Origin of the sequence: Streptomyces sp. NRRL S-31, assembly GCF_000718775.1 — a bacterium.
GTDB lineage: Bacteria > Actinomycetota > Actinomycetes > Streptomycetales > Streptomycetaceae > Streptomyces.
Genome location: NZ_JOCB01000054.1, coordinates 1 through 23935, shown reverse-complemented (window position 1 = coordinate 23935; position 23935 = coordinate 1). Strand labels below are relative to the sequence as shown.

General features: G+C 74.2%; 23 protein-coding genes and 2 pseudogenes. 10 read left to right on the top strand and 15 right to left on the bottom strand.

Annotation, left to right across the window (positions count from 1 at the left end; genetic code table 11):
• Positions 1–32 precede the first annotated feature (32 nt).
• Positions 33–1226, bottom strand: a complete 1194-nt coding sequence (locus tag IF37_RS0121335) for an argininosuccinate synthase (RefSeq protein ID WP_030744859.1) — start codon at positions 1224–1226, stop codon at positions 33–35.
• Positions 1227–1423: 197 nt separating this feature from the next.
• Here IF37_RS0121335 and IF37_RS0121330 point away from each other — a divergent pair, with 197 nt between their 5' ends.
• Together IF37_RS0121330 and IF37_RS0121325 are read left to right on the top strand one after the other, a co-directional pair.
• Positions 1424–2011, top strand: coding sequence for a pyridoxamine 5'-phosphate oxidase family protein (locus tag IF37_RS0121330; RefSeq protein ID WP_030744857.1), 588 nt, complete (start codon positions 1424–1426; stop codon positions 2009–2011).
• Positions 2012–2014: 3 nt separating this feature from the next.
• A complete protein-coding gene (locus tag IF37_RS0121325) occupies positions 2015–2719 on the top strand; it encodes a L,D-transpeptidase (RefSeq protein WP_030744855.1) in 705 nt (234 codons plus the stop codon).
• Here the strand turns inward: IF37_RS0121325 and IF37_RS0121320 are convergent.
• Entirely contained in the window at positions 2706–4181 is a 1476-nt protein-coding gene (locus tag IF37_RS0121320) for a cell wall metabolism sensor histidine kinase WalK (RefSeq protein ID WP_037856854.1), read from the bottom strand. The two genes, IF37_RS0121325 and IF37_RS0121320, sit on opposite strands and share 14 nt — an antisense overlap.
• Positions 4178–4918 (bottom strand): response regulator transcription factor, encoded by a 741-nt coding sequence (locus IF37_RS0121315; RefSeq protein WP_030744854.1) that lies wholly within the window; start codon positions 4916–4918, stop codon positions 4178–4180. Before IF37_RS0121315 ends, IF37_RS0121320 begins: the two co-directional genes overlap by 4 nt.
• A 198-nt stretch (positions 4919–5116) precedes the next feature.
• Between IF37_RS0121315 and IF37_RS0121310 the strand changes: the two genes are divergently transcribed.
• The 5 genes and pseudogenes from IF37_RS0121310 to IF37_RS0121290 all read left to right on the top strand — a co-directional run bounded on the left by IF37_RS0121310 (position 5117) and on the right by IF37_RS0121290 (position 9668).
• Entirely contained in the window at positions 5117–6469 is a 1353-nt protein-coding gene (locus tag IF37_RS0121310) for a ferric reductase-like transmembrane domain-containing protein (protein ID WP_030744852.1), read from the top strand.
• Between the two features lie 9 nt (positions 6470–6478).
• A complete protein-coding gene (locus IF37_RS0121305; protein WP_030744851.1) occupies positions 6479–6961 on the top strand; it encodes an FMN-binding protein in 483 nt (160 codons plus the stop codon).
• A gap of 58 nt (positions 6962–7019) precedes the next feature.
• Positions 7020–8402, top strand: coding sequence for a ferric reductase-like transmembrane domain-containing protein (locus IF37_RS0121300; protein WP_030744850.1), 1383 nt, complete (start codon positions 7020–7022; stop codon positions 8400–8402).
• 17 nt (positions 8403–8419) lie between these two features.
• A pseudogene (locus IF37_RS0121295) lies at positions 8420–8863 on the top strand (FMN-binding protein); the annotation flags it as partial.
• A gap of 1 nt (position 8864) precedes the next feature.
• Positions 8865–9668 (top strand): FAD:protein FMN transferase, encoded by an 804-nt coding sequence (locus IF37_RS0121290; RefSeq protein WP_030744845.1) that lies wholly within the window; start codon positions 8865–8867, stop codon positions 9666–9668.
• A 140-nt stretch (positions 9669–9808) separates the two neighbouring features.
• On the opposite strand, the gene IF37_RS0121285 is transcribed toward IF37_RS0121290, so the two are convergent.
• The 8 genes from IF37_RS0121285 to IF37_RS0121250 are packed head-to-tail and all read right to left on the bottom strand — an operon-like array spanning position 9809 to position 18604.
• The gene (locus IF37_RS0121285; RefSeq protein WP_030744843.1) at positions 9809–10354 is read right to left on the bottom strand and encodes an arginine repressor; all 546 of its coding nucleotides are present in this window, start codon (positions 10352–10354) and stop codon (positions 9809–9811) included.
• Between the two features lie 7 nt (positions 10355–10361).
• Positions 10362–11558, bottom strand: coding sequence for an acetylornithine transaminase (locus tag IF37_RS0121280; protein WP_030744841.1), 1197 nt, complete (start codon positions 11556–11558; stop codon positions 10362–10364).
• Complete coding sequence (argB, locus tag IF37_RS0121275) at positions 11555–12496, bottom strand: acetylglutamate kinase (RefSeq protein ID WP_030744839.1); 942 nt, start codon at positions 12494–12496, stop codon at positions 11555–11557. The genes IF37_RS0121280 and argB overlap by 4 nt, the downstream gene beginning before the upstream one ends.
• Entirely contained in the window at positions 12493–13644 is a 1152-nt protein-coding gene (gene argJ, locus IF37_RS0121270; protein ID WP_030744836.1) for a bifunctional glutamate N-acetyltransferase/amino-acid acetyltransferase ArgJ, read from the bottom strand. Before argJ ends, argB begins: the two co-directional genes overlap by 4 nt.
• Entirely contained in the window at positions 13641–14669 is a 1029-nt protein-coding gene (argC, locus tag IF37_RS0121265) for an N-acetyl-gamma-glutamyl-phosphate reductase (RefSeq protein WP_030744834.1), read from the bottom strand. Before argC ends, argJ begins: the two co-directional genes overlap by 4 nt.
• Positions 14670–14714: 45 nt before the next feature.
• Positions 14715–15083: a GtrA family protein gene (locus IF37_RS0121260; RefSeq protein ID WP_030744831.1), complete on the bottom strand. Its 369-nt coding sequence runs from the start codon at positions 15081–15083 to the stop codon at positions 14715–14717.
• The gene (locus IF37_RS0121255; protein WP_030744829.1) at positions 15083–16042 is read right to left on the bottom strand and encodes a glycosyltransferase family 2 protein; all 960 of its coding nucleotides are present in this window, start codon (positions 16040–16042) and stop codon (positions 15083–15085) included. The genes IF37_RS0121260 and IF37_RS0121255 overlap by 1 nt, the downstream gene beginning before the upstream one ends.
• A gap of 21 nt (positions 16043–16063) precedes the next feature.
• On the bottom strand, positions 16064–18604 hold the full coding sequence (locus IF37_RS0121250; RefSeq protein WP_173456950.1) for a YfhO family protein: 2541 nt from the start codon (positions 18602–18604) through the stop codon (positions 16064–16066).
• A 328-nt stretch (positions 18605–18932) separates the two neighbouring features.
• Here IF37_RS0121250 and IF37_RS0121245 point away from each other — a divergent pair, with 328 nt between their 5' ends.
• Complete coding sequence (locus IF37_RS0121245) at positions 18933–19376, top strand: DUF6314 family protein (protein ID WP_030744825.1); 444 nt, start codon at positions 18933–18935, stop codon at positions 19374–19376.
• On the opposite strand, the pseudogene IF37_RS45895 reads toward IF37_RS0121245, so the two are convergent.
• From IF37_RS45895 to IF37_RS0121235, 3 genes and pseudogenes are all read right to left on the bottom strand, one after another.
• Positions 19358–19548: pseudogene (locus tag IF37_RS45895) on the bottom strand (histidine phosphatase family protein); the annotation flags it as partial. The gene IF37_RS0121245 and the pseudogene IF37_RS45895 sit on opposite strands and share 19 nt — an antisense overlap.
• A 66-nt stretch (positions 19549–19614) precedes the next feature.
• The gene (locus IF37_RS0121240) at positions 19615–20049 is read right to left on the bottom strand and encodes a GNAT family N-acetyltransferase (protein WP_030744823.1); all 435 of its coding nucleotides are present in this window, start codon (positions 20047–20049) and stop codon (positions 19615–19617) included.
• 42 nt (positions 20050–20091) lie between these two features.
• Positions 20092–21576, bottom strand: a complete 1485-nt coding sequence (locus IF37_RS0121235) for a PLP-dependent aminotransferase family protein (protein ID WP_030744821.1) — start codon at positions 21574–21576, stop codon at positions 20092–20094.
• Here IF37_RS0121235 and IF37_RS0121230 point away from each other — a divergent pair.
• Together IF37_RS0121230 and IF37_RS0121225 are read left to right on the top strand one after the other, a co-directional pair.
• Entirely contained in the window at positions 21575–22531 is a 957-nt protein-coding gene (locus IF37_RS0121230) for a DMT family transporter (RefSeq protein ID WP_079165823.1), read from the top strand. The two genes, IF37_RS0121235 and IF37_RS0121230, sit on opposite strands and share 2 nt — an antisense overlap.
• A gap of 19 nt (positions 22532–22550) precedes the next feature.
• Positions 22551–22748, top strand: a complete 198-nt coding sequence (locus IF37_RS0121225) for a DUF1918 domain-containing protein (RefSeq protein WP_030744815.1) — start codon at positions 22551–22553, stop codon at positions 22746–22748.
• Here the strand turns inward: IF37_RS0121225 and IF37_RS0121220 are convergent.
• Positions 22749–23935: glycoside hydrolase family 10 protein (locus IF37_RS0121220; protein WP_030744813.1), on the bottom strand; the 1187-nt coding region annotated here is incomplete at its 5' end.

Sequence of the window (23935 nt, the reverse complement as noted above, 5' to 3'; positions counted from 1 at the left end):
TCAGGCTGATGCCGTGAGGTGACCGGGGAGGCTTACGCCAGGTCCCGCTTGGCGGCGATCTTCGACGACAGGCTGTAGATGTCGATGAAGCCCTTGGCCGCGGCCTGGTCGAAGGTGTCGCCGGTGTCGTAGGTGGCCAGGTTGAAGTCGTACAGGGACGACTGCGAGCGCCGGCCGGTGACGACCGCGCGGCCGCCGTGCAGGGTCATCCGGATGTCACCGGAGACGTGCTGGTTGGCCTCGTCGATGAAGCCGTCCAGGGCGCGCTTGAGCGGGGAGAACCACTGGCCGTCGTAGACCAGCTCGCCCCAGCGCTGCTCGACCTGCCGCTTGTAGCGGGCGAGCTCGCGCTCGACGGTGACGTTCTCCAGCTCCTGGTGGGCGGTGATCAGGGCGATCGCGCCCGGAGCCTCGTAGACCTCGCGGGACTTGATGCCGACGAGGCGGTCCTCGACCATGTCGATCCGGCCGATGCCCTGGGCGCCGGCGCGCTCGTTGAGCTGCTGGATGGCCTGGAGGACGGTGACGGGCCGGCCGTCGATGGCGACCGGGACGCCCTCCTTGAAGGTGATGACCACCTCGTCGGCCTCGCGGGGGGTGGCCGGGTTGGAGGTGTACTCGTAGATGTCCTCGATCGGCGCGTTCCAGATGTCCTCCAGGAAGCCCGTCTCGACCGCGCGCCCGAAGACGTTCTGGTCGATGGAGTACGGGGACTTCTTGGTGGTGGAGATCGGGAGTCGCTTGGCCTCGGAGAAGGCGATCGCCTTGTCCCGGGTCATCGCGTAGTCGCGGACCGGAGCGATGCACTTGAGGTCGGGGGCGAGGGCGACGATGCCGGCCTCGAAGCGGACCTGGTCGTTGCCCTTGCCGGTGCAGCCGTGGGCGACCGTGGTGGCGCCGTGCTTCGCGGCGGCGGCGACCAGGTGCTTGACGATGGTCGGCCGGGAGAGCGCGGAGACCAGCGGGTAGCGGTCCATGTAGAGGGCGTTGGCCTTGATCGCCGGGAGGCAGTACTCGTCGGCGAACTCGTCCTTGGCGTCCGCCACCTCGGCCTCGACGGCACCGCAGGCGAGCGCGCGCTTGCGGATGACGTCCAGGTCCTCGCCGCCCTGGCCGACGTCGACCGCAACGGCGATGACCTCGGCGCCCGTCTCCTCGGCGATCCAGCCGATGGCGACGGAGGTGTCCAGACCGCCTGAGTAGGCGAGTACGACGCGCTCGGTCACGGGTTTCTCCTCACAGTGCATTCGCTGACATGCATGAGTATGCAGAACTCCGCATGATTCGTCAATTGCCGTTCCGGCGAGCCGCCCGGCGGGCCGGCCCGACGCGAGATCCGGGCCCGGCGCGGGGGATCCGGCCCGACGCGGAGATCCGGCCGTTTCCCGGACGGGCGCACGGCGGGCGCCGATAATCGTTAGACATGGGAAAGACTTATGCGCGCATAGACGGCAGGCTCCGCGCCTTCATCGAGGACCAGCCCCTCTTCTTCACCGCGACCGCCCCCCTAGCCGCCGACGGCACGGTCAACCTCTCCCCCAAGGGCCTCAAGGGGTCCTTCGCCGTGCTGGACGAACTCACCGTCGCCTACCTGGACTTCGCCGGGTCGACCGCCGAGACCGTCGCCCATCTGCGGGAGAACGGGCGGATCACCCTGATGTGGTGCGCCTTCCAGGGGCCGCCGAACATCGTGCGCGTGCACGGCCGGGGCGAGCCCGTCTTCCGGGACGACCCCCGCTTCCCGGAACTGCTCGCCCGGTTCCCCGGTATCGACCACACCGCGCACGGGCTGCGCGCGATCGTCGTGGTGCACGCCGAACTCGTCCGCGACTCCTGCGGGTACGCCGTCCCCCGCATGGCGTACGAGGAGGACCGCGATCTGCACGGCAAGCGCTTCGCGCGGGAGGACGACGCCTCGCTGAGCGCGTACTTCACCAAGAAGGAGCACATCGCGACCAGCCTGGACGGACTGCCCGGGCTGCCGTTGCCACTGCCGCCCTCTACGGTCTGAGCCATGCGCCCCGGTGTGATCCTCGCCCTCGTCTCCGCGTCCTGTCTCGCGCTGCTCGGTGCCGCGCCCGGCCGGGAGCCGGCGCCGCTGCCGGCGCGGATGGCGGACACCGGGGGCGGCAGCCAGCTGATCGTCGCCGAGGCCCCCGGCACCGACGCCACCGAGGGCACGGTCAGCTGGTGGGACCTGCGGGACGGGCAGTGGACCGAGGCCGGATCCGCGCCGGCCCGGTTCGGGTCCGGCGGCCTGGTGGACGGCCGCACCCGCGTACAGGGCACGAACACCACCCCGACCGGCCTGTACGACCTGCCCTTCGCCTTCGGGATCGAGCCCGCCCCGGCCGGGACGACGGTCCCGTACCGGGCGGTCCGGGAGACCTCCTGGTGGTGCCAGGACAACGACTCCCGCTCGTACAACCGCTGGGTCGACCCCCTGCCCGCCGACTGCCGGGCCGCCGAGTCCGAGCACCTCGTCGACCACCGCACGCAGTACGCCTACGGCCTGGTCGTCGGCTTCAACTACGACCGGCCCGTGCGCGGACGCGGAGCGGGGATCTTCCTGCACGTCAACGGGGAGGCGGCGACGGCCGGCTGTGTGTCGGTGCCACAGGAGGCCATGCGGCGCGTCCTGGCCTGGGCGGAGCCCGGCCGCGGACCGCACATGGCCATCGGCACGGTGGACGGGGCCACGGCCGTCACCCGGTACTGAGGGCGGGGAGGCACACCTCGAACGCGGTGGCACCCGGCCCGCTGACCAGGGTCACCCGTCCGCCGTGCGCCTCCACCACCGCCGCCACGATCGACAGCCCCAGGCCCGCCCCGCCGCCCGGGGCGTCGGGGCGGCGGCGGTGTTCGGCCCGGGTGAACCGTTCGAAGACGGTGGAGCGGATGTCCTCGGGGACGCCCGGGCCGTCGTCGTGAACGATGAGACGGGCCTCCCCGGCGCCGGTCCGGAGGGTCACCGTGACCTTCGTGCCCGCGGGCGTGTGCAGGCGCGCGTTGGCCAGCAGGTTGGCCAGGACCTGGTGCAGCCGGTGCGCGTCCCCCGGCACCGTCACCGGCTCCTCGGGCAGGTCCAGGGTCCAGCCGTGACCGGGGCCGGCGGCCCGGGCGTCCGTCACCGCGTCCAGCACCAGCCGGGTCAGGTCCACGGGGCGGCGCTCCAGCGGGCGGCCCGCGTCCAGCCGGGCGAGCAGCAGCAGGTCGTCGACCATCTCGCCCATCCGGGCGGACTCGGCCGTGATCCGGCGCAGGGCGCGGGTCACCTCGGGCGGCACCGGGCCCGGGTGCAGCAGGGCCAGCTCGGCGTGGCCGCGGACCGAGGCGACCGGGGTGCGCAGCTCGTGACTGGCGTCGGCGGCGAACCGGCGCAGCCGCTCCTCCACGGCCTGCCGCTTGGTGAGCGCGTCCTCCACATGGCCCAGCATGCGGTCGAAGGCCGTGGCCACCTGGCCGACCTCACCGGGCGGGTCGGGGTCCGGGGCCCGCGGCGGCAGCGCGACCTCACCGCTGGCCAGCGGGAGTTCGGCGACCCGGGTGGCGGTGGCGGCGACCCGGCCGAGCGGCCGGAGCGACCAGCGGACCCAGTAGGCGCCGGCCACTCCGGTGACGACCAGCGCCAGCCCGAAGACGCTGCCGGCCACCCGTTCCAGCCGGTGCACCGTCGCCTGGACCGGCTCCAGCGGAAGGCCGACCATCAGCACGTCCCCGTCCCGGCCGGGGGAGGCGATCACCCGGTAGTCGCCCAGGGCGGACAGTCCGACGGTGTGCGGCCGGCCGTCGGCCGGTACCCGGGCCAGCCGCGCGGCGTCCGCCGCCGGCAGGGCGACGTCCAGGTCGGCGGCGGGGTCGCCCGAGCGGATCAGGCCCTCGCGGGTGACGGTGCCGTTCACCAGGCGGGCGCCGAAGGTGCCGGGGGCCATGCGGCGGGTGTCGCCGCGCTCGTCACCGTCGTGGTCGTCCGGCAGCCGGCCGGCGTGCTCCAGGCTCTCCGGGAACCGGGTGCCCGCCTGGGTGAGCTGTTCGTCGAGGCGCTGGGTGAGGAAGCCGTTCAGCTCGACGACGGCGGCCAGTCCCACGGCCGCGCAGCTCACGGCGAGCAGCACCACCAGACCGACGGTGAGGCGGGCGCGGAGGGTACGGGGACGGGGCAGCCGGCGCGGGCGGTTCACCGGGGCACCGGCTTCAGCACGTAACCCGCCCCGCGAACGGTGTGGATCATGGGTTCGCGGCCCGCGTCGACCTTCTTGCGCAGATAGGAGATGTACAGCTCGACCACATGGGCCCGGCCGCCGAAGTCGTAGGACCAGACCCGGTCGAGGATCTGCGCCTTGCTGAGCACGCGGCGCGGGTTGTGCATGAGGAGGCGCAGGAGTTCGAACTCGGTCGGCGAGAGTTCGATCAGCTCGCCGGCCCGGGTCACCTCGCGGGCGTCCTCGTCCATCACCAGGTCGCCGACGGTCAGCCGCGGCCCGTCGTCCGTCCGGCGGGCCATGCCGGCCCGGCGCAGCAGGCCGCGCAGCCGGGCGACGACCTCCTCCAGGCTGAAGGGCTTGGTGACGTAGTCGTCGCCGCCGGCCGTGATGCCCGTGATCCGGTCCTCCACCGCGTCCCGCGCCGTGAGGAAGAGCACGCACACGTCGGGCCTCACCTCGTGCAGCCGGCCCAGCAACGCGAAGCCGTCGGTGTCCGGGAGCATCACGTCGAGCACGACGGCGTCGGGCAGCAGTTCGCGGGCGGCGGCGAGGGCGGCGGCGCCGTCACCGGCCGCGCGGACCTCCCAGCCCTCGTACCGCAGGGCGCCGGTGAGCACCTCCGCGAGGTCGGGGTCGTCGTCGACGACGAGGACGCGCGGCGGGGTGCCGTCGGGGCGGGTGAGGGCCGGGCGGCCGGTACGGGTCGTGTTCATCGCGTCCCCAGCATCGCTCCCGCGCGGGGCGGCCGGGGCCCTGGGGCCCTGTGAGTTTCCTCTGAGAACATCCCGCCCCTTGTCTGAGACCTCCCTGAGAAAACGCGCCGCCGGCCCCGCACAGGCCCCTTCTCAGAGGTCCCTCAGAGGTTCGGCACGCACAGTGGCCCGTGCCGACGGACGAAGGGAACCGGACTGATGACGACCGTGGAGACGAGGCGGGCGGCCGTGCCGCGGCCGGCGGCGGCACGGCGTTCGCCCGCCGGGCCGCTGCTGGCGGTGCTGTGGGCGGGGGCGGCGGCCGTGGTCGCGCTCTGGTGGACGGACACCGGCGCGGTGGTCGGCACGGCCGGCCTGCTGACCGGTGCCGGGCGGATCACCGGACTGTTGTGCGGGTACGCCTGCGCGGTGCTGGTCGGCCTGATGGCGCGGGTGCCGCTGCTGGAGCGGCGGATCGGGTCCGACCGGGTGGCGCGCTGGCACGCGATGGCCGGCCGGTACACGGTCTGCCTGCTCGTCGCGCACGTCGTGACGATCCTGGCCGGGTACGCCGCCACGGACCATGCCTCGCTCCGGCACGAAACGGTCACCGTGGTGCTGGACTACCCGGACATGCTGAAGGCGACGGCCGGCACGGTGATCCTGTTCGCGGTGGGCGTCACGTCGGTGCGGGCCGCCCGCCGCCGCACCGGTCACGAGTTCTGGTACTACGTGCACCTGCTCACCTACGCGGCCGTCTTCCTGGCCTTCTTCCACCAGCTGGCCCTCGGTGAGCAGTTCAACGGCCGACCGGTCGCCACCGCCGTCTGGTACGCGCTGTACCTGGGGGTCGCCGCGCTGGTGCTGTGGTACCGCGTCCTCGCCCCCGTCCGGCTCAACCGCCGTCACCGGATGCGCGTCGACTCCGTGCACCAGGAGGCGCCGGGCGTGTACTCGGTCGTCGTGCGCGGCCGGCACCTCGACGAGCTGGGCGCGCGGCCGGGACAGTTCTTCCGCTGGCGGTTCCTGGCCGCCGGCCTGGCCTGGACGTCGACGCCGTACTCCCTGTCCGCGCCGCCGCGCCCGGACCTGCTGCGCATCACGGTCAAGGCGCTCGGCGGCCACAGCGCCGCGGTGTCGCTGCTGCGGCCCGGCACCCGGGTCTGGGCGGAGGGCCCGTACGGCTCGCTGACCGCCGACCGGGCGACCGGCGACCGCTCCCTGCTGATCGCGGCCGGGGTCGGCGTCACCCCGCTGCGGGCGCTGTTCGAGACGCTGCCCGGCGAGGTCACCCTGCTGTACCGGGCGCGGTCCGCCGAGGACCTGGCGCTGGGCGGCGAGCTGGAGGCGATCGCGAAGTGGCGCGGAGCGCGGGTGCTGTACGCCCTGAACGGTCCGGGGGGCGAGCGTCCGCCGATCACCGCGGACTCGCTGCGGGCGGCCGTCCCGGGTCTGTCCGGCCACGACGTCTACCTCTGCGGCCCGCACGGCTTCGCGCGGGACGTGTACGAGGCGCTGCGGGCGGCCGGGGTGCCGGACCGCCGTATCCACCACGAGTCGTTCGAGCTGTGAGGTCCTGACGTGCACGCGTTGAAGAAGAACCGCCCGTTCCGCCGCATCGTGCTGGCGAGCGCCGCCACCGTCTCCGGGCTGGTGCTGCTGCTGTCGCTGAAGCCGCACACGAGTCCCGGTCTGTCCGCGGCTTCCTCCGTCCCCGTCGCGCGCGGCGGAACCACCGCGCCGGCCGCGTCGTCGGGCGGGGCGTCCGGCGGGTCCGGTGCGAGCGTGTCCAAGACGGTCACCGGTGACAGCGTGCAGACCCGCTGGGGCCCGGTGCGGGTGCGGGTGACGATCGAGAGCGGCAGGCTCACGGACGTGACGGCCGTGGAGTACCCGCGGAACAACCCGCGCGACGAGGAGATCAACAGCTACGCGATCCCCCAGTTGCGGCGCGAGGCGCTGGCGGCGCAGAGCGCCGGGATCGACATGGTCTCGGGCGCCACCTACACGAGCACCGGCTACCGGCAGTCGCTCCAGTCGGCGCTGGACTCGGCGGGCCTCTGAACACCCCGCGCGTGCGACACGTACCAGGGGGCCGAGGGCCGACTCCCCCGGAGGAACCGTGAACACCACGCTCGCGGGCGGACGCGCCGCCCGTCGCCAGACGATGCGCCGCATCCGCCCGCGCCGCTCCCCGGCCGTCCCGCTGCTGCTCGCCGCCGGGGCGGGGGCGGCGGCCGTGCTGTGGCTGTGGGGGCACCACACGCCCGCCGTCGCCGACGGCACCGGCCGCGTCCTGGGCGCGGGCCGGATCACCGGTCTGCTGGCCGGCTACCTGATGGCGCTGGTGGTGCTCCAGACGGCGCGCGTGCCGGCGCTGGAGCGGCGGGTCGGCTCCGACCGGGTGGCCCGCTGGCACGCGATGAGCGGCCGGTACACGCTGTGCCTGATCGTGGCGCACGTCTTCCTCACCATGTGGGGGTACGCGCGCCAGGCCGGCCGGTCGCTCGGCGGCGTCGTCCGGCAGACGGCCGAGTCCGTCGCACAGCTGCCGGACATGGGGAAGGCCGCCGTCGGCACCGCACTGCTCGTGGTGATCGGGCTGACGTCGGCCGGCGGGATCCGCCGCCGGCTGCCGTACGACACCTGGTACCACGTGCACCTGCTGACGTACGCGGCGGTGTTCCTGACGTTCTGGCACCAGATCGGCACCGGCGACGACTTCGCGGTGGAGCCCGCCGCCCGGACGTTCTGGTACGGGCTGTACGGCGCGGTCAGCGCACTGCTGGTCTGGTACCGCGTGCTCACGCCGCTGCGGCTGAACCTGCGGCACCGGATGCGGGTGGAGGCGGTCGTCGAGGAGGCGCCGGGCATCGTGTCGGTGCTGATCGGCGGGCGCCGGCTGCACCGGATGGGCGCGGAGGCGGGCCAGTTCTTCCGCTGGCGCTTCCTCGCCCCGGGGATGCGGTTCAGCTCGCACCCGTACTCCCTCTCGGCCGCTCCGCGCCCCGGCATGCTGCGGATCACGGTGAAGGCGATCGGCGACCACAGCGCCCGGCTGCGGGAGCTGGCCCCCGGGACCCGGGTGTGGGCGGAGGGCCCGTACGGCGCCCTCACCGCGCGGCGCCGCAGCCGGGGCAAGGTGCTGCTGGTCGCGGGCGGGGTGGGCATCACGCCGCTGCGGGCGCTGTTCGAGACCCTGCCCGGGGGCGCCGGTGACATCACCCTGCTGTACCGGGCCGGCAGCACCCGGGACCTGGTGCTGTGGGACGAGCTGACGGCCATCGCCGGGGAGCGGGGCGCCCGGCTGATGTACGCGGTGGACGGCCCCGGGGGCGGGCGTCCCGACCTCTCCGCCGGGAACCTGCGGCGGAGGATCCCGGACGTCGACCGGCACGACGTCTTCCTGTGCGGTCCGCCCGGGTTCGCGCGGTCGGTGTACGGGGCGCTGCGCGAGGCGGGGGTCCCGGCCCGCCGTATCCACCACGAGTCGTTCGAGATGTGAGCGGAGCCACGAAAGCGATGAGGAAGAGCCATCCCGTGCGACGGGTCGTGCCGGCCACCGCCGCGACCGTCTCCGGCGTCGTGCTGCTGTCGTTGAGCCCGGCGTCGGACCCGGCGGCGGCATCGGCGGGCGCGGCCCCCGGGCGGACGGCGGCGGGGCGGGAGTCGCCGCGGGGCGGTGCCCGGGCCGCCGCCGGCTCCGGCACGCTGACCGGTGACGCGGTCCCGACCCGGTACGGGGCCGTGCAGGTGCGGATCACGGTCAGCGGCGGGAGGACCACCGGGGCGGAGGCGGTCCGGGCGCCCTCCGGCGGCCTCGGCGACCGCAGGACACGGACGGCCGTGCCGGAGCTCGGCCGGGAGGCGGTGGCCGCGCGGAGCGCGGACATCGCCACCGTGTCCGGGGCCACCTGCACCAGCGAGGGCTGCCGGCGCTCCCTCCAGTCGGCGCCGGACCGGGCCGATGGCTGACGCGGTGGCCGGGGAGCCCGGGACGCCCGGCGCGCTGCGGCACGCGGAGGAGGTCATGGGGACGGTGTTCTCCTTCGACGTCCGCGGCGGGGAGCCGGCCGCGGTCCGGGCGGCGCTCGCCGAGGCCGTCGCCGGCCTGCACCGGGCGGACGCGGTGTTCAGCACGTACCGCGCGGACAGCGACGTGTCGCGGCTGGCGCGGGGCGAGCTGGACCTCGACGGGTGCGCTCCGGAGGTGGCCGGGGTGCTGGAGCTGGCGGCCCGGGCGGAGCGCGTGAGCCAGGGCTGGTTCAGCGCGCGGTACCGGGGCGTGCCGGACCCCACCGGCATCGTCAAGGGCTGGGCTGCCGAGCGCGCGGCGCGGGCGCTGGCGGCGGTGGCGGGGGTGCGCGGGGTCAGCGTCAACGGGGGCGGGGACGTCCAGCTGCTCGGCGCGCCGGAGCCGGGGCGCCCCTGGCGGGTCGGCGTGGCCGATCCGCTCCGGCCCGGCGGACTGGCGGCGGTGGTCTCGACGGCGGACACCCGGGAACTGGCGGTCGCCACGTCCGGCACGGCGGAGCGGGGCGCGCACATCGTGGACCCGGGCACCGGGCGGCCGGCGGTGACGGATCTGGTGTCCGTGACGGTGGTGGGGCCCCGGCTGACCTGGGCGGACTGCTGGGCCACCGCGGCGTTCGCGAGGGGCTCGCGCGAGGGGCTGGCGTGGCTGGAGTCGCTGCCGGGCGTGGAGGCGCTGCTGATCACCGCGGCGGACGAGGTGCGCTGCACCTCGGGTCTGGCGGCCCGGCTGGGCTGAGCGCCGACCGCCCTCGCGACCGCGACGACGACACCTCGCGGCACGACGACGGACGGCACGGCGACCGCCATGACCACGACCACGACCACGGGGGCCGCGAGGGACACGGCTCCGCCGGCGAGGCGGGCGCCGCGCCCGGGTCAGTGGCCGTTCTGGGCGAGCCGCAGCAGGTGGTCCGCCAGTTCCTGCCCGCCGCTGGGGTTGCGGCTGATCAGCAGCAGGGTGTCGTCACCGGCGATGGTGCCCAGGATGTCGTGCAGCTCCGCCTGGTCGATGGCGGAGGCCAGGAACTGCGCGGCCCCCGGCGGCGTCCGCAGCACCACGAGGTTGGCCGACGCCTCCGCGGAGATCAGCAGCTCCTGGGAGAGGCGCCGCATCCGCTCCTCCTTCGCCGACCCGCCCAGCGGCGCCCGGGGCGTGCGGAAACCGCCCTCGCTCGGCACCGCGTAGATCAGGTCGCCGTCGGCGTTGCGGATCTTCACCGCGTTCAGCTCGTCGAGGTCCCGGCTGAGCGTCGCCTGGGTGACGTTCAGCCCGTCGTCGGCGAGCAGCTTGGCCAGCTGGCTCTGCGAGCGCACCGGCTGCCGGTTGAGGATGTCCACGATCCGGCGGTGCCGTGCGGTGCGGGTCTGCGGTACGGCGGGCCCGGCCCCCCCGGCCTGCTCGTGGTCCTGCGCCTCGCTCATCGTCGTCTCATTCTCCGGCTCGTCCGTCCCCGTGGGCTGCGTCGAGGATGCCGGGCAGTGCCCCGAGCAGCGCGTCCGCCTCGTCGTCGCGGAGATTCAGCGGCGGCATGAGCCGTACGACGTCCGGGGCGGGCGCGTTCACCAGGAACCCGGCCTCCTGGGCCGCCTGCTGCACCTGCGGCGCGCGCGACCCGGTGAGCACGATACCCAGGAGCAGTCCCTCGCCCCGGACATGGTCGATCAACGGGTGGTGCAGGGCCGCGATTCCGTCCCGCAGCCTTCCGCTCTGCCGCTTGACGTGGTCGAGCAGTCCCTCGCCCTCGATGGTGTCGAGCACGGCGAGGCCGGCGGCGCAGGCGACGGGGTTGCCGCCGAAGGTGGTGCCGTGGTGGCCGGGGCCCAGCAGTTCTGCGGCCCGGCCGAAGGCGACGGTCGCGCCGAGCGGCAGTCCGCCGCCCAGTTGCTTGGCGAGGGTGACGACGTCGGGCAGCACGCCCTCGTGGGCCTGGTAGGCGAACCAGGTGCCCGTCCGGCCGATGCCGGTCTGCACCTCGTCCAGGACCAGCAGGGCGCCGGTGGCCGCGGTGATCGCGCGGGCCGCCTTGAGGTAGCCGGCCGGGGGCACGACGACGCCGTTCTCGCCCTGCACCGGCTCGATGATCACCAGGGCCGTCTCCTCGGTGACGGCGGCGGCCAGTGCCTGCGCGTCGCCGTAGGGGACGTGGGTGACCGCGCCGGGCAGCGGCCGGAAGGGGTCCTGCTTGGCGGGCTGGCCGGTGAGCGCGAGGGCGCCCATCGTCCGGCCGTGGAAGCCGCCCTCGGTGGCGACCATGTGGGTGCGCCCGGTGAGCCGGCCGATCTTGAAGGCGGCCTCGTTCGCCTCCGCGCCGGAGTTGCAGAAGAAGACCCGGCCCTCGCGGCCGAAGAGCCGGACGAGCCGTTCGGCGAGGGCGACGGTGGGCTCGGCCATGAAGAAGTTGGAGATGTGCCCGAGGGAGGCGATCTGCCGGCCGACGGCCTCGACGATCGCGGGGTGGGCGTGGCCGAGCGCGTTGGTGGCGATGCCGCCGACGAAGTCGAGGTACTCCCGGCCCTCGGCGTCCCACACCTTGGTGCCCGCACCGCGGACGAGGGGCAGGCGCGGGGTGCCGTAGTTGTTCATGAGGGCGCCCTGCCACCGCCGGGTCAGTTCCTGGTTGCTCATGACTCCCCCTGTTCGTGCCGTTCGTGCGGCCGGTCGTCGGGCACGACCATCGTGCCGATGCCCTCGTCGGTGAAGATCTCCAGCAGGATCGAGTGCTGGACCCGGCCGTCGATGACGCGGGCGGTCGTCACGCCGTTGCGCACGGCGTGCAGGCAGCCCTCCATCTTCGGCACCATGCCGGAGCTGAGTTCCGGCAGCAGTCTCTCCAGCTGGGAGGCGGTGAGGCGGCTGATCACCTCGTCGGAGTGCGGCCAGTCCTCGTAAAGGCCCTCGACGTCGGTGAGGACCATGAGGGTTTCGGCACCCAGTGCCGCAGCGAGTGCCGCAGCCGCCGTATCAGCATTGACGTTGTAGACATGTCCGTCGTCCTGACTGCGGGCGATCGAGGAGACGACCGGGATGCGGCCGTCGGCGAGCAGGGCCTCGATCGCGCCGGTGTCGATGGCGGTGATCTCGCCGACCCGCCCGATGTCGACCGGCTCGCCGTCGATCTCCGGGGTGTGCTTGGTGGCGGTGATGGTGCGCGCGTCCTCGCCGGTGAGGCCGACGGCGAGCGGGCCGTGCTGGTTGAGCAGCCCGACCAGCTCGCGCTGGACCTGCCCGGCGAGCACCATCCGTACGACGTCCATCGCCTCCTCGGTGGTGACGCGCAGGCCCGCCTTGAACTCGCTGACGATGCCGTGCCGGTCGAGGGCGGCGCTGATCTGCGGGCCGCCGCCGTGCACCACGACCGGCTTGAGGCCGGCGTGCCGCAGGAAGACGACGTCCTGGGCGAAGGCGGCCTTCAGCTCCTCGTTCACCATGGCGTTGCCGCCGAACTTGATGACGACGACCTTGCCGTGGTGCCGGGTCAGCCAGGGCAGCGCCTCGACGAGGATGCGGGCCTTGGGCAGGGCGGTGTGTTTCCGCGTCGTACCGCTCGGGTGGGAGTCGCTCATGAGGAGTAGGCGCTGTTCTCGTGGACGTATTCGGCGGTCAGGTCGTTGGTCCAGATGGTCGCGGTCTCGGTGCCGGCGGCGAGGTCGGCGACGATGTGGACCTCGCGGTAGCGCATGTCGACCAGCTCGCGGTCCTCGCCGACGGAGCCGTTCTTGCACACCCAGACGCCGTTGATGGCGACGTTGAGCTGGTCCGGCTCGAACGCGGCCTTCGTGGTGCCGATCGCGGAGAGCACGCGGCCCCAGTTGGGGTCCTCGCCGTGGATCGCGCACTTGAGCAGGTTGTTGCGGGCGACGGACCGGCCGACCTCGACGGCGTCCGCCACGGTCGCCGCGTTGACCACCTCGACCTTGATGTCCTTGCTGGCGCCCTCGGCGTCGCCGATGAGCTGCCGGCCGAGGTCGTCGCAGACCCGGCGTACGGCGTCGGCGAACTCGTCGTACTCCGGGGTGATGCCCGAGGAGCCGGAGGCGAGCAGCAGCACGGTGTCGTTGGTGGACATGCAGCCGTCGGAGTCGACGCGGTCGAAGGTGACCTCGGTGGCGGCGCGCAGGGCGCGGTCCAGGTCCTCGTCGCCGAGGTCGGCGTCGGTGGTGAGGACGACGAGCATGGTGGCGAGGCCGGGGGCGAGCATGCCCGCGCCCTTGGCCATGCCGCCGACGGTCCAGCCGTCCCCGGTGACCACGGACGTCTTGTGGACGGTGTCGGTGGTCTTGATGGCGATGGCGGCCTTCTCGCCGCCGTGCTCGGAGAGCTGGGCGACGGCCGTCTCGATGCCCGGGAGCAGCTTGTCCATGGGCAGCGGCACGCCGATGAGGCCGGTGGAGCAGACGGCGACCTCGATGGCTCCGCGGCCGAGCGCCTCGGCGGCCTTCTCGGCGGTGGTGTGGGTGTCCTGGAAGCCCTGGGGGCCGGTGCAGGCGTTGGCGCCGCCGGAGTTGAGCACGACCACGGAGACCTGGCCGCCCTTGACGACCTGCTCGGACCAGAGCACCGGCGCCGCCTTGACGCGGTTGGAGGTGAAGACGCCCGCGGCGGCACGGCGGGGGCCCTCGTTGACCACGAGGGCCAGGTCGGGGTTGCCGTTCTCCTTGATCCCGGCGGCGATGCCCGCCGCCGTGAATCCCTTGGCTGCCGTGACGCTCACGGTGCGACTCCGATCGTGGAAAGCCCGGTGGTCTCGGGGAGACCCAGGGCGATGTTCATGCTCTGGACGGCACCGCCCGCGGTGCCCTTGGTCAGGTTGTCGATGGCGCTGATCGCGATGATGCGGCCCGCGGCGGCGTCGTACGCGACCTGCACCTGAACGGCGTTGGAACCGTGGACGGACGCCGTGGCGGGCCACTGGCCCTCGGGGAGCAGGTGGACGAAGGGCTCGTCGGCGTACGCCTTCTCGTAGGCGGCGCGGACGGAGTCCGCCGTGACCGGGCCGGCGGCCTTGGCGCTGCATGTGGCGAGGATGCCGCGGGGCATGGGGGCGAGGGTCGGCGTGAAGGAGACGGAGACCCGCTCGCCCGCCGCCCCGCTGAGGTTCTGGATCATCTCGGGGGTGTGCCGGTGGCCCCCGCCGACGCCGTACGGCGACATGGAGCCCATGACCTCGCTGCCGAGCAGGTGCGGCTTGGGTGCCTTGCCCGCGCCGGAGGTGCCGGACGCGGCGACGACCACCGCCTCGGGCTCGGCGAGGCCGGCCGCGTAGGCCGGGAAGAGGGCGAGGGAGACGGCGGTCGGGTAGCACCCGGGCACCGCGATGCGCCGGGACCCCTCCAGCGCGGCGCGGGCGCCCGGGAGTTCGGGCAGGCCGTAGGGCCAGGTGCCGGCGTGCGGGGAGCCGTAGAAGGTCTCCCAGTCGGCCGGGTCCTTGAGCCGGAAGTCGGCGCCCATGTCGACCACGAGGACGTCGGGGCCGAGCCGCTCGGCGACGGCGGCGGACTGCCCGTGCGGCAGCGCGAGGAAGACCACGTCGTGCCCGGCGAGGGCCTCGGGCGTGGTCTCGGCCAGCACACGGTCGGCCAGCGGCAGCAGGTGCGGCTGGAGCGCGCCGAGCCGCTGTCCGGCGTTGGAGTTGCCGGTCAGGGTGCCGATCTCTACCTCGGGGTGCGCGAGGAGCAGGCGCAGGACCTCTCCGCCCGCGTATCCGCTCGCTCCGGCCACCGCCGCACGTACTGCCATGTCCACCCTCCTCTGGATGGCATGACTATACGTACCGATGCACGTTTATGCAATCGCCTTGGGGAGCATCACCCGGCGGGAGACGACGAAGGTGACCGGGATGGCCGCCGCGGAGGCCAGCAGGGGGGCGAACCGGCTGCCGGCGTGCAGCACGTCGACGATCAGGTAGACCCCGGCCGTCGTGATCACGAAGTTGGTCAGGTTGGTCAGCGGGAACAGCAGGAATTTCCGCCAGGTGGGCCGCGTCCGATAGGTGAAGCGGGCGTTCAGGAAAAAGGAACCGACCATGCTGAGCGCAAATGCCAGGATATGCGCGACCAGATAGGGAAAAGCCGTCAGAAAGAAAAGGTAAAGGCAGTAGTAGGCCGCCGTATTGACGACACCCACCACGCCGAAGGTGAGAATCTGCCGCATCAGGGGATGAGATCCTTCGTCCGCTCGGTCCGCTCGACGTTCGTCGCCTTGACCAGGAAGTGCGGACGCCCCTTCACCTCGTAGTAGATGCGGCCGGTGTACTCCCCGATGACTCCCAGCATGACCATCTGTACGCCCGCGAGGGCGGTGACGGCGGTGATGATGGTCACATAGCCGGGGGTCTGGACGCCCTGGACGAGCGCGGCGCCCACGATCCACCCGGTGTAGAGGCCCGCGCACAGCAGCAGGCCCACGCCGAGCCAGAGGGCGGCGCGCAGCGGGCGGTTGTTGAAGGAGAGCAGGCCGTCGAGGCCGTAGTCGAGCAGTCCGCGCAGGTTCCAGGAGCTGCGGCCGGCCTCGCGCACGGCGTTGCGGTACTCGAAGGTGGTGCTCGGGAAGCCCACCCAGGCGAACAGGCCCTTGGAGAAGCGGTTGTACTCGGTCAGGCCCAGCACCGCGTCCGCCACCCGGCGCGACAGCAGCCGGAAGTCCCCGACCCCGTCGACGAGTTCGACGTCCACCAGGCGGTTGACGAGCCGGTAGTACAGGCGCGCGGTGAGGGTCCGGCCGAGCCGGTCGCCGGTGCGGGTGCGCCGGGCGATGACCTGGTCATGGCCCTGTTCGCGCAGCGCGACCATGCGCTTGATCAGCTCCGGCGGGTGCTGGAGGTCGGCGTCCATCACGATCACCGAGTCCCCGGCGGCGTGCCGGAGCCCGGCGAGCAGGGCTGCCTCCTTGCCGAAGTTGCGGCTGAAGGAGACGTAGCGCACCCGGGAGTCGCGCTCCGCGAGCTGCTCCAGGACGGCGAGCGTACGGTCCCGGCTGCCGTCGTCCACGTACACGAACTCCATGTCGTGGCCGAGGGGCAGCAGTTCCTCGGCGACCTTCTGGACCTCCCGGTGGAAGCGGTCGAGGACGTCTTCCTCGTTGTAGCAGGGCGCGACGATCGATATCAGCATGGCGGGTCCCCCTGGGCGCGGTCAGTGAGCGGTGGTCACCCGCTCGCGCGGTGCGGTGGTGGCGGTCGGCGCCGGGACACGCCGGCGGCGGAGGGCGGTGCGGACGGTCAGTACGGCGAGGACGAGGAGCGAGGCGGCCCCGACCGCCGTGCCCAGCCGGAGGCCTGGCGGGTGGTAAGTACAGGTCAGCGTGGTCGGTGAGGTGTCGAGCGGCACGGCGATCAGGCCGTGGTACTCCCCGGCGGGCCGGGCCGGGCCGTCGCCCGCCGCACACCGCCAGCCGGCGGTGCGGGGCACGGCGAGGACCGCGAGGCCCCTGCTCCCGGCGGGCAGAGCGGCCCGGACGGTGCCGTCGGAGACGGTGACGTCCGTGGCGCCGGTGGCCGTCAGGCGCGCTGCGGCCGTGCGCAGCCGGACGGTGTCCAGGCAGCCGATCGCACCGGGCGGGATGCGGCCGGGCCGGGCCGGGGTCAGCCGGACGCGCAGCGGCCCGGAGGCGGGGGCGGTGCCGAGCGGCACCATGGCGGCGCGGTTGCGGCCGGGCCGGTAGTCGAGGAACGCGGTGGGGCCGCCGTCGAGCCGGGCGGTGCCCGCGTAGTGCGGGGCCCACAGGTGCACCTGGGTCCCCGCCGGGCAGCGGGCGGTGATCAACGGCCCGGTCCGGGCGGTGCCGGAGCCGACCCGGCGCGACGGCAGCGGCCGGCCGGTGTCGTCCCGCACGGCGAGGCGGGGCACGGTGTAGACGCGGCTGCCGAGCAGGATCTCCTGGTTGCGGTAGGGCGAGGGGCCGAAGGGGCGGGTGTCCGGGGCGGACCGCACGGTCACCAGGGGCGGCACGTCCCGCCGGGTCACGGCCGCCGGGCGCGAGGGCGGCGGCACGTGCTTCCGATGCGGGTCCGGCGGGGAGTGCACCCGGGCGCCGACGGAGAAGACGACGTCCGTGACGGCGTTGTCCAGGCTCTGCACGCTGCGCCCCCGCGAGGTCGAGCCGCCGCCGAGCGCGGTGAGGGTGCGGCTGAGCACGTCGGGGGTCAGGCTGCTGTAGTACTGGGCGCCCTCGCCGCCCACCATCAGCGGATCGTTGCCGACGGTCTGCTCCCGGCCGGGGTCGGTGCGGTAGCGGGGCCAGCCGTCGGCCTCGGCGATCAGCGCCGCCTGCCGTTCCTGCCGCTCGCCCCACGGCGCGTAGTCGTCCATGTGCGCGAGGCGCAGCCGGGTGGCCACGGCCGAGGTGGCGGCGCTCTCCCCGATCTGCGCGCCGAGCAGCAGGACGACGGCCAGCCCGGCGAGCGGTCCGCCGCGTCCGGCGCGGGCCAGCAGGGCGAGTCCGCCCAGCGCGCCGGCGACGGCGAGCAGCAGCACGGGCCAGGTGAAGACCCGGACCCCGGGGGTGCGGCCGGCGAGGGCGGTGATCAGGGCGAGCAGCCCGGCGGCCGCGCCCAGCGCCCGCGGGCCGGGCAGGCCGTGGGAGAGGGTCTGCCAGGCGGCGATGACGAGCAGCCCGCACACCACGAAGGTCTGCCGGTAGGGGCTGCCCTGCGGGGTGGCGAAGGCGTGCCACACCAGATGGGTGGGCGCCCACTGGAGGGACAGGACGGCCAGCAGCACCAGGGCCGTCCAGCCGGCGCGCACCCGTGCGGGGACCGCCCGGTGGAAGGGCAGGGCGAGGGCGAGCAGCAGCGCGGTGGTGCCGACGTAGAGGGCCGGCGATCCCCAGCGGTACACCGTCGGCAGCAGCCGGGCCAGTACCTCCCGGGTCGGTACCGGGCTGAACGTACCGGTCCGGCCGGGGTAGGCGTGGGCGGTGCCGAAGTAGACCACGGTGACGAGCGGGGCGGCGAGGCCCATGCCGAGGGCGGTGGTCGAGGCGGCCCGGCCGGCCGCCGCGAGGGCCTGCCGGCGGGGCGGGCGGGTGAGCAGGAGCCGGAGCAGCAGCACCAGGGCGGCGCCGAGGGTGGCCATGTAGGCGGTGTAGAAGTTGGCGGTCCAGGCGAGGGCGACGATCGGTACGCCGGGCAGGTACCGGCGTCCGGTGAGCGCCCGTTCGCCGACCAGGCACAGCAGGGGCAGGGCGATCAGTCCGTCGAGCCACATCGGGTTGTAGTCGGCGTCGGCGAGGGTCCACCCGCACAGCGCGTAGGAGGAGCCGAGCAGACCCGCCGCCCACCAGCGGCCGGGGCGCAGGGCGAGCAGCAGCCAGGCCATGGCCGCGGCGGCGGAGGCGATCTTCAGCAGCGTGATCACGTACACCGCGAGGTCGATCTCGTCCCGTGGGAAGAGGGCGACCAGCGGCGCGAACGGGCTGCCGAGGTAGGTGCCGAGGTCGGGCAGGAAGCCGGTGCCGAAGCCGGACTGCCAGTTGACCAGGAGGCCGCCCTCGGCCCGGCCGTGCAGCAGGTCCCACAGGAGGGCGTGGAAGGGCACGAACTGGTTGCCCAGGTCGTTGACGTCACGGGTGCGGGGACCGAAGGGACGGCAGCGGGCGAGGGCGTCACCGCCGCACAGGGCGGCCACCGCGACGGCCGCGGCGAGCAGGGCGGCGGCCGGTCGCGGCCGGGACATCGCTTTCACACCCTGTTCCCGTCCGGCTGTCCCCACGGGTTCGCGCGGTCAATGCCGTGCGTGCCGGGTCGTGTGCTGCGGTGCATTTTCGGCGGTCCTCACAGAATGTGTGCCCCATCTATTCGCCGACTTAGACGGAGCGTGATTCCGGATGGTTGTGTGCTCACCGAAAAGTGAGGCAACTTCTTCCGAATACGGGCGGCACCGTGTGAATTTCATGTCCGGCCGGAGAACTCCGGATTTCCGGCAGGTGTTATCAAGGTGACGGGCACGCCGAGCGGGCGGGTCGCGGGGCCGGCCCGGTGGGCGCGGCGGAGAGGGGAGCGCGATGGAGGAGTTCTGGCCGGTGCCCGGCGTCCTGGCCTATCTGGCCGGACGCTGGCGGGTGGAGCGCGACGTCCGGGACCTGGCGAGCGGCGCCGCGGGGCACTTCGGCGGCGTGACCGTGTTCGGCCCGCTGGACGGCGGCGGACTGCTGCACGAGGAGTCCGGCACCTTCACCTGGCAGGGGGTGGCGCGGCCGGCCACCCGGACGCTGCGGTTCCTGCCGGGGTCCGCGCCGGGCCGGGCGGACGTGCGGTTCGCGGACGGGCGGCCCTTCCACGACCTGGACCTGACCACAGGGCGGTACGTCGCCCACCACCCCTGCGCGGCCGACCACTACCGGGGCGAGTTCACCGTCCGGGACGCCGACCGCTGGGGCACGGTCTGGCGGGTCGGCGGCCCGGCGAAGGACCTGGTGCTGACCACGGGCTACGTCCGTGAGGGCTGAGCCCGCACCCCGTCGAGGCGGTGGGTCCAGCGGCCGGACCGGACCGTGACCGTGGTCGCCGAGAGCGGGCGGACGTCGAGGTTCCGGTAGGCCGAGGGGGCGCCTTGAGGGCGTGGCCCAGGGCCGCCCGGATCACGGAGGACTCGGCCACGGCCACGATCCGGCCGCCGTCCGGTGCGCGGGGTCGCGGGAACGCGTGGCGGTACGGGGACGCATGGCGGCGCGGATGTGCGCGGGCTCACCCGAAGGCGAGCGCCAGGTACTGGTCCGGGCGGTCCAGCGGCCGGAACCCTATCTTCCGGTACACCTCGTGCGCGTCCTCCGTGGCGAGCAGCAGCCGGCGCAGCCCCAGGGGCGCCAGGTGGTCGCGGACCCGGGCGACGAACGCGGTGCCGATGCCCTCGCCCCGCACGGACGGGTCGACGTACACATCGGCGAGCCAGCCGAACAGCGCCTGGTCGGTGACCACGCGCGCGTAGGCCACCTGCTCCCCGGACGCCGCGTAGACGCCGAAGTTCAGCGAGGACGCCATCGCCCGCTCGTGCTGCTCGCGGGGGCGGCCGAGCGCCCAGTAGGCGTCGGACGACAGCCAGCCGTGCACGCGGTCGACGTCGACGCGGGCGGTGTCGGCGGAGAACTCGTAGCCCTCGGGAAGATCCGGTGTTTCGCTCATGCGGGAATCCTCACAGGGCGGGCGCGCCGTGCCGAACGGTTTTCACCATCCCGCCACCGGTTCGCGCGCCACCTCGTCGTACGCGGCCCGCAGCCGTCGCACCCCCTCGATGATCTCCCCGGTGCCCGCCACCGCCGCGAAGCTCAGCCGGAGGTGGCCGGCGGGCGGCTCGGCGGCGAAGTAGGCGCGGCCGGGGGTGAGGGCGACGCCCGCGCGCAGGGCGGCGGAGGTCAGGGCGGACTCTCCGCCGGGGCCGAGGGACGGGGCGGTGCCCCCGGTGCCGTCGGGCAGGCGCAGCCACAGGTGGTAGCCGCCGGACGGGACGTACGGCAGCGCGAGCTGGGGCAGTTCCCGGGCGAGCGCGCCGGTCATGGTGGAGCGGCGGATCCTCAGCTCGGCCGAGAGGGTGCGCAGGTGGCGGGGCCAGGCGGGCGAGCCGACGAGTTCCAGTGCGGCCTCCTGGAGCGGCCGGGGCACGAAGAAGCTGTCCACGACCTGGATGGCGCGCAAGCGTTCCAGCACCGGCCCGCGCGCGGCCAGGGCGCTCACCCGGAAGCTGGGCGAGGTCGCCTTGGTCAGCGAGCCGACGTGCACCACCACGCCGTCCGGGTCGTCGGCGGCCAGCGGCCGGGGCAGCGGGCCCGCGTCGGCGTGCACCAGCCGGCGGACGTAGTCGTCCTCGATGACGAACGCCCCGGCCTCGCGGGCGATGCGCAGCACCTCGGCGCGCCGGGCGGGGGCCAGCACGGCACCGGTCGGGTTCTGGAACAGCGGCTGGCAGACGAAGACCCGGGCGCCGGTGGCGTGGAAGGCGTCGGCGAGCAGGCCGGGGCGGACGCCGTCGGGGTCCACGGGCACCGGCACGGGCCGCAGCCCCGCCGCGCGGGCGAGGGCCAGCATGCCCGGATAGGTGGGGGACTCCACGAGCACCGGGGCACCGGGCGGGGCGAGCGCGCGCAGGGCGGTGGCGAGGGCCGCCTGGCCGCCCGCGGCGATCAGCACCTCGGCCGCGGTGACGGCGCCGCCGATCTCGCGGGCGAACCACTCCCGCAGCTCGGGCAGCCCCTCCAGCGGGGGTCTGCCCCAGGCTCCGGGCCGCCGTCCGGCCCGGGCCAGGGCCGCCGCCATGGCCCGCTCGGGCTGGAGGGAGGGGTGCGGGTAGCCGCCGTTGAACTCCAGCACCCCGGGCGGCGGCGCGGCCAGCGAGACGGTGACGCCGGAAGCGTCCACCGTGCGCGGTACGAGTTCGACGGCGCCGTCGGCGCTCAGCGCGACCTCCTGCCAGGAGGTGTCGCCGGCGGGGGTGGGCGCCGGGTGGGCGGGGGCCCGGTAGGCGCCGGCGCCGGGCCGGGTGACCACGAGGCCGTCGGCGGCGAGCCGGGCGAGGGCCCGTGAGACGGTCACCGGGCTCACCCGGAACCGCTCGACCAGCGCCCGGCTCGACGGGAGCTTCTCGCCCGGAGAGTAGCGGTCGACCTCCCGCCGAAGCTGTTCCGCCAGATCACCCTCGCTGCTACGCTGTTGCATGAGAGTACAGAGTAGCGCTACTACGGCGAGGCCGATAGCAGTCCGAGCAGTCACCGCTTCCCACGGACGACAGGAACAGCGGGAACAACGGGGACAGCGGGACCTCCGCAGGCTCGGCACCGTCCAGGCCGCCCTGGGTGTGATCGCGTTCTCGCTCACCTTCCCCTCGACCGCCTGGGGCCTGGAGAGCTTCGGCCCGTGGTCGCTGGTGGCGGTGCGCGCGGTCCTCGCCGCCCTCGTCGCGGGGGGCTGTCTGCTCGCCCTGCGCGTACGCCTCCCGGCCCGGCGGCACCTGCCGGGGCTGGCCGTGGTCGCCGCCGGGGTCGTGCTGGGCTTCCCGATGCTGACCACGCTCGCCCTGGAGACGTCCACCACCGCCCACGCGGCCGTGGTGGTGGGGCTGCTGCCGCTGACCACCGCCGTGTTCTCGGCCCTGCGCACCGGCGCCCGGCCGTCCCGCCGGTTCTGGCTGGCGGCCGTGGCGGGCGCGGCGGCCGTGCTCGGCTTCACCCTGGCCCAGAGCGGCGGCGCGCTCACCGTCGCCGACGGGTACCTCTTCGCGGCCCTGATCGTGTGCGCGGCCGGCTACACCGAGGGCGGCCGGCTGGCCCGGGTCATGCCGGGCTGGCAGGTCATCGGCTGGGCACTGGTGCTGTGCCTGCCGCTCAGCGTCCCGGTGGCCGCGGTGGCGCTGACGCGGGAGCCGGTGCACCTCACCGCGCACGGCGTCGCCGGCCTGGTGTGGGTGGCGCTGGGCTCGCAGTTCCTGGGACTGGTCGTCTGGTACCGGGGCATGGCGGCCATCGGCATCCCCCGGGCCAGCCAGTTGCAGTTGGCCCAGCCCCTGCTCACACTGGTGTGGTCGGCGCTGCTGCTGGGCGAGCACTTCACGGCGGCCGCTCCGCTGACCGCCGTGGCCGTGCTCGTGTGCATCGCCGTCACGCAGCGGTCGTGAACGTGAGGAGGGCCGGCAGATGCGTGCTTCCAAGGGTGACAAGCTCGTCCAGCACGGCAGGGTGGTGGGCCAGCACGACCAGGTCTCCGAAGTCGTCGAAGTGCTCGGGCAGGAGGGCAACCCGCCCTACCGCGTCCGCTTCCAGGACGGGCACGAGGCGATCATGTCCCCCGGCCCCGACTGCCAGGTCAGGCACGGGGACGAGCGGCAGCGGTAGTCAGCGCGGTGGCGTCGCCGGCCAGGGATAGTGGTCGGCGGCCACCCGTGCCATCGCCCCGGCCGGATCGGCCGCCACGTCCCGCGCGGCGAAGAAGACATGGCCGCGCACCCGCGGGTACCGGGCGGCGAGGGTCAGGTGCCGGGACAGCTCGACCGGGTCCTGCCACGCCGACGGCTGGGCGGCGGCGCCCGCCTTGTAGAGCGCCTCGCCGACGTACAGGTCGGTCCCGGTGCCCTCGGCGACCGCCGCCCACCAGGCGACGAGCCCGGCGTAGTCCGCGGCGGGATCGCCGATGTGCCAGTAGAGCTGCGGGACGACGTAGTCGATCCAGTGCTCGCGCACCCAGGTGCGGGTGTCCGCGTACAGGTCGTCGTACGTCTGGACACCCGCCCGGGTGTCGGAGCCGCGCTCGTCGGTCGACGCGTTGCGCCACACCCCGAAGGGGCTGATCCCGAACCGGGTGCCGGGCCGCACCCGTCTCACCCCGGCGGCCGTCTCCCGCACCAGCCTGTCGATGTTGTCCCGGCGCCAGGCGGCCCGGCTGGGGAAGGCCCCGCCGTGGCGGTCGTAGGCGTCGTCGTCGTCGAAGGTCTGCCCGGCGACCGGATAGGGGTAGAAGTAGTCGTCGAAGTGGATGGCGTCGACCGGATACCGGGCGACCGCGTCCAGCATCGCCTCCCGCACGAAGGCGCGGACCTCGGGCAGGCCGGGGTTGTAGTACAGCCGCCCGCCGTAGGGCACGACCCAGCCGGGGTGCGCGCGGGCGGGGTGCGAGGCGGCCAGCCGGGCGGGGTCGGTGTGGTTCGCGATCCGGTACGGGTTGAACCAGGCGTGCAGTTCCAGACCCCGGGCGTGCGCCTCGGCGACGGCCGTGCCGAGCGGGTCCCAGCCGGGGTCGCGGCCCTGGGTGCCGGTGAGGTACTCGGACCAGGGCTCGTACGGCGACGGCCACAGCGCGTCGGCCGTCGGGCGCACCTGGAGGATCACCGTGTTGAGCCGGTAGCGGACGGCCCGGTCGAGATGGGCGAGGAGTTCGGCGCGCTGCCGCGCGGCCGTGCGGCCCGGCCGCGAGGGCCAGTCCCGGTTGGCGACGGTCGCGAGCCAGACGCCTCGCATCGCGGTGGTCGCGCGCGGCGGCCGGTCCGGCCCGGGCGCCGCGCCCCCGGCAGGGGCCGGGGCCGGCC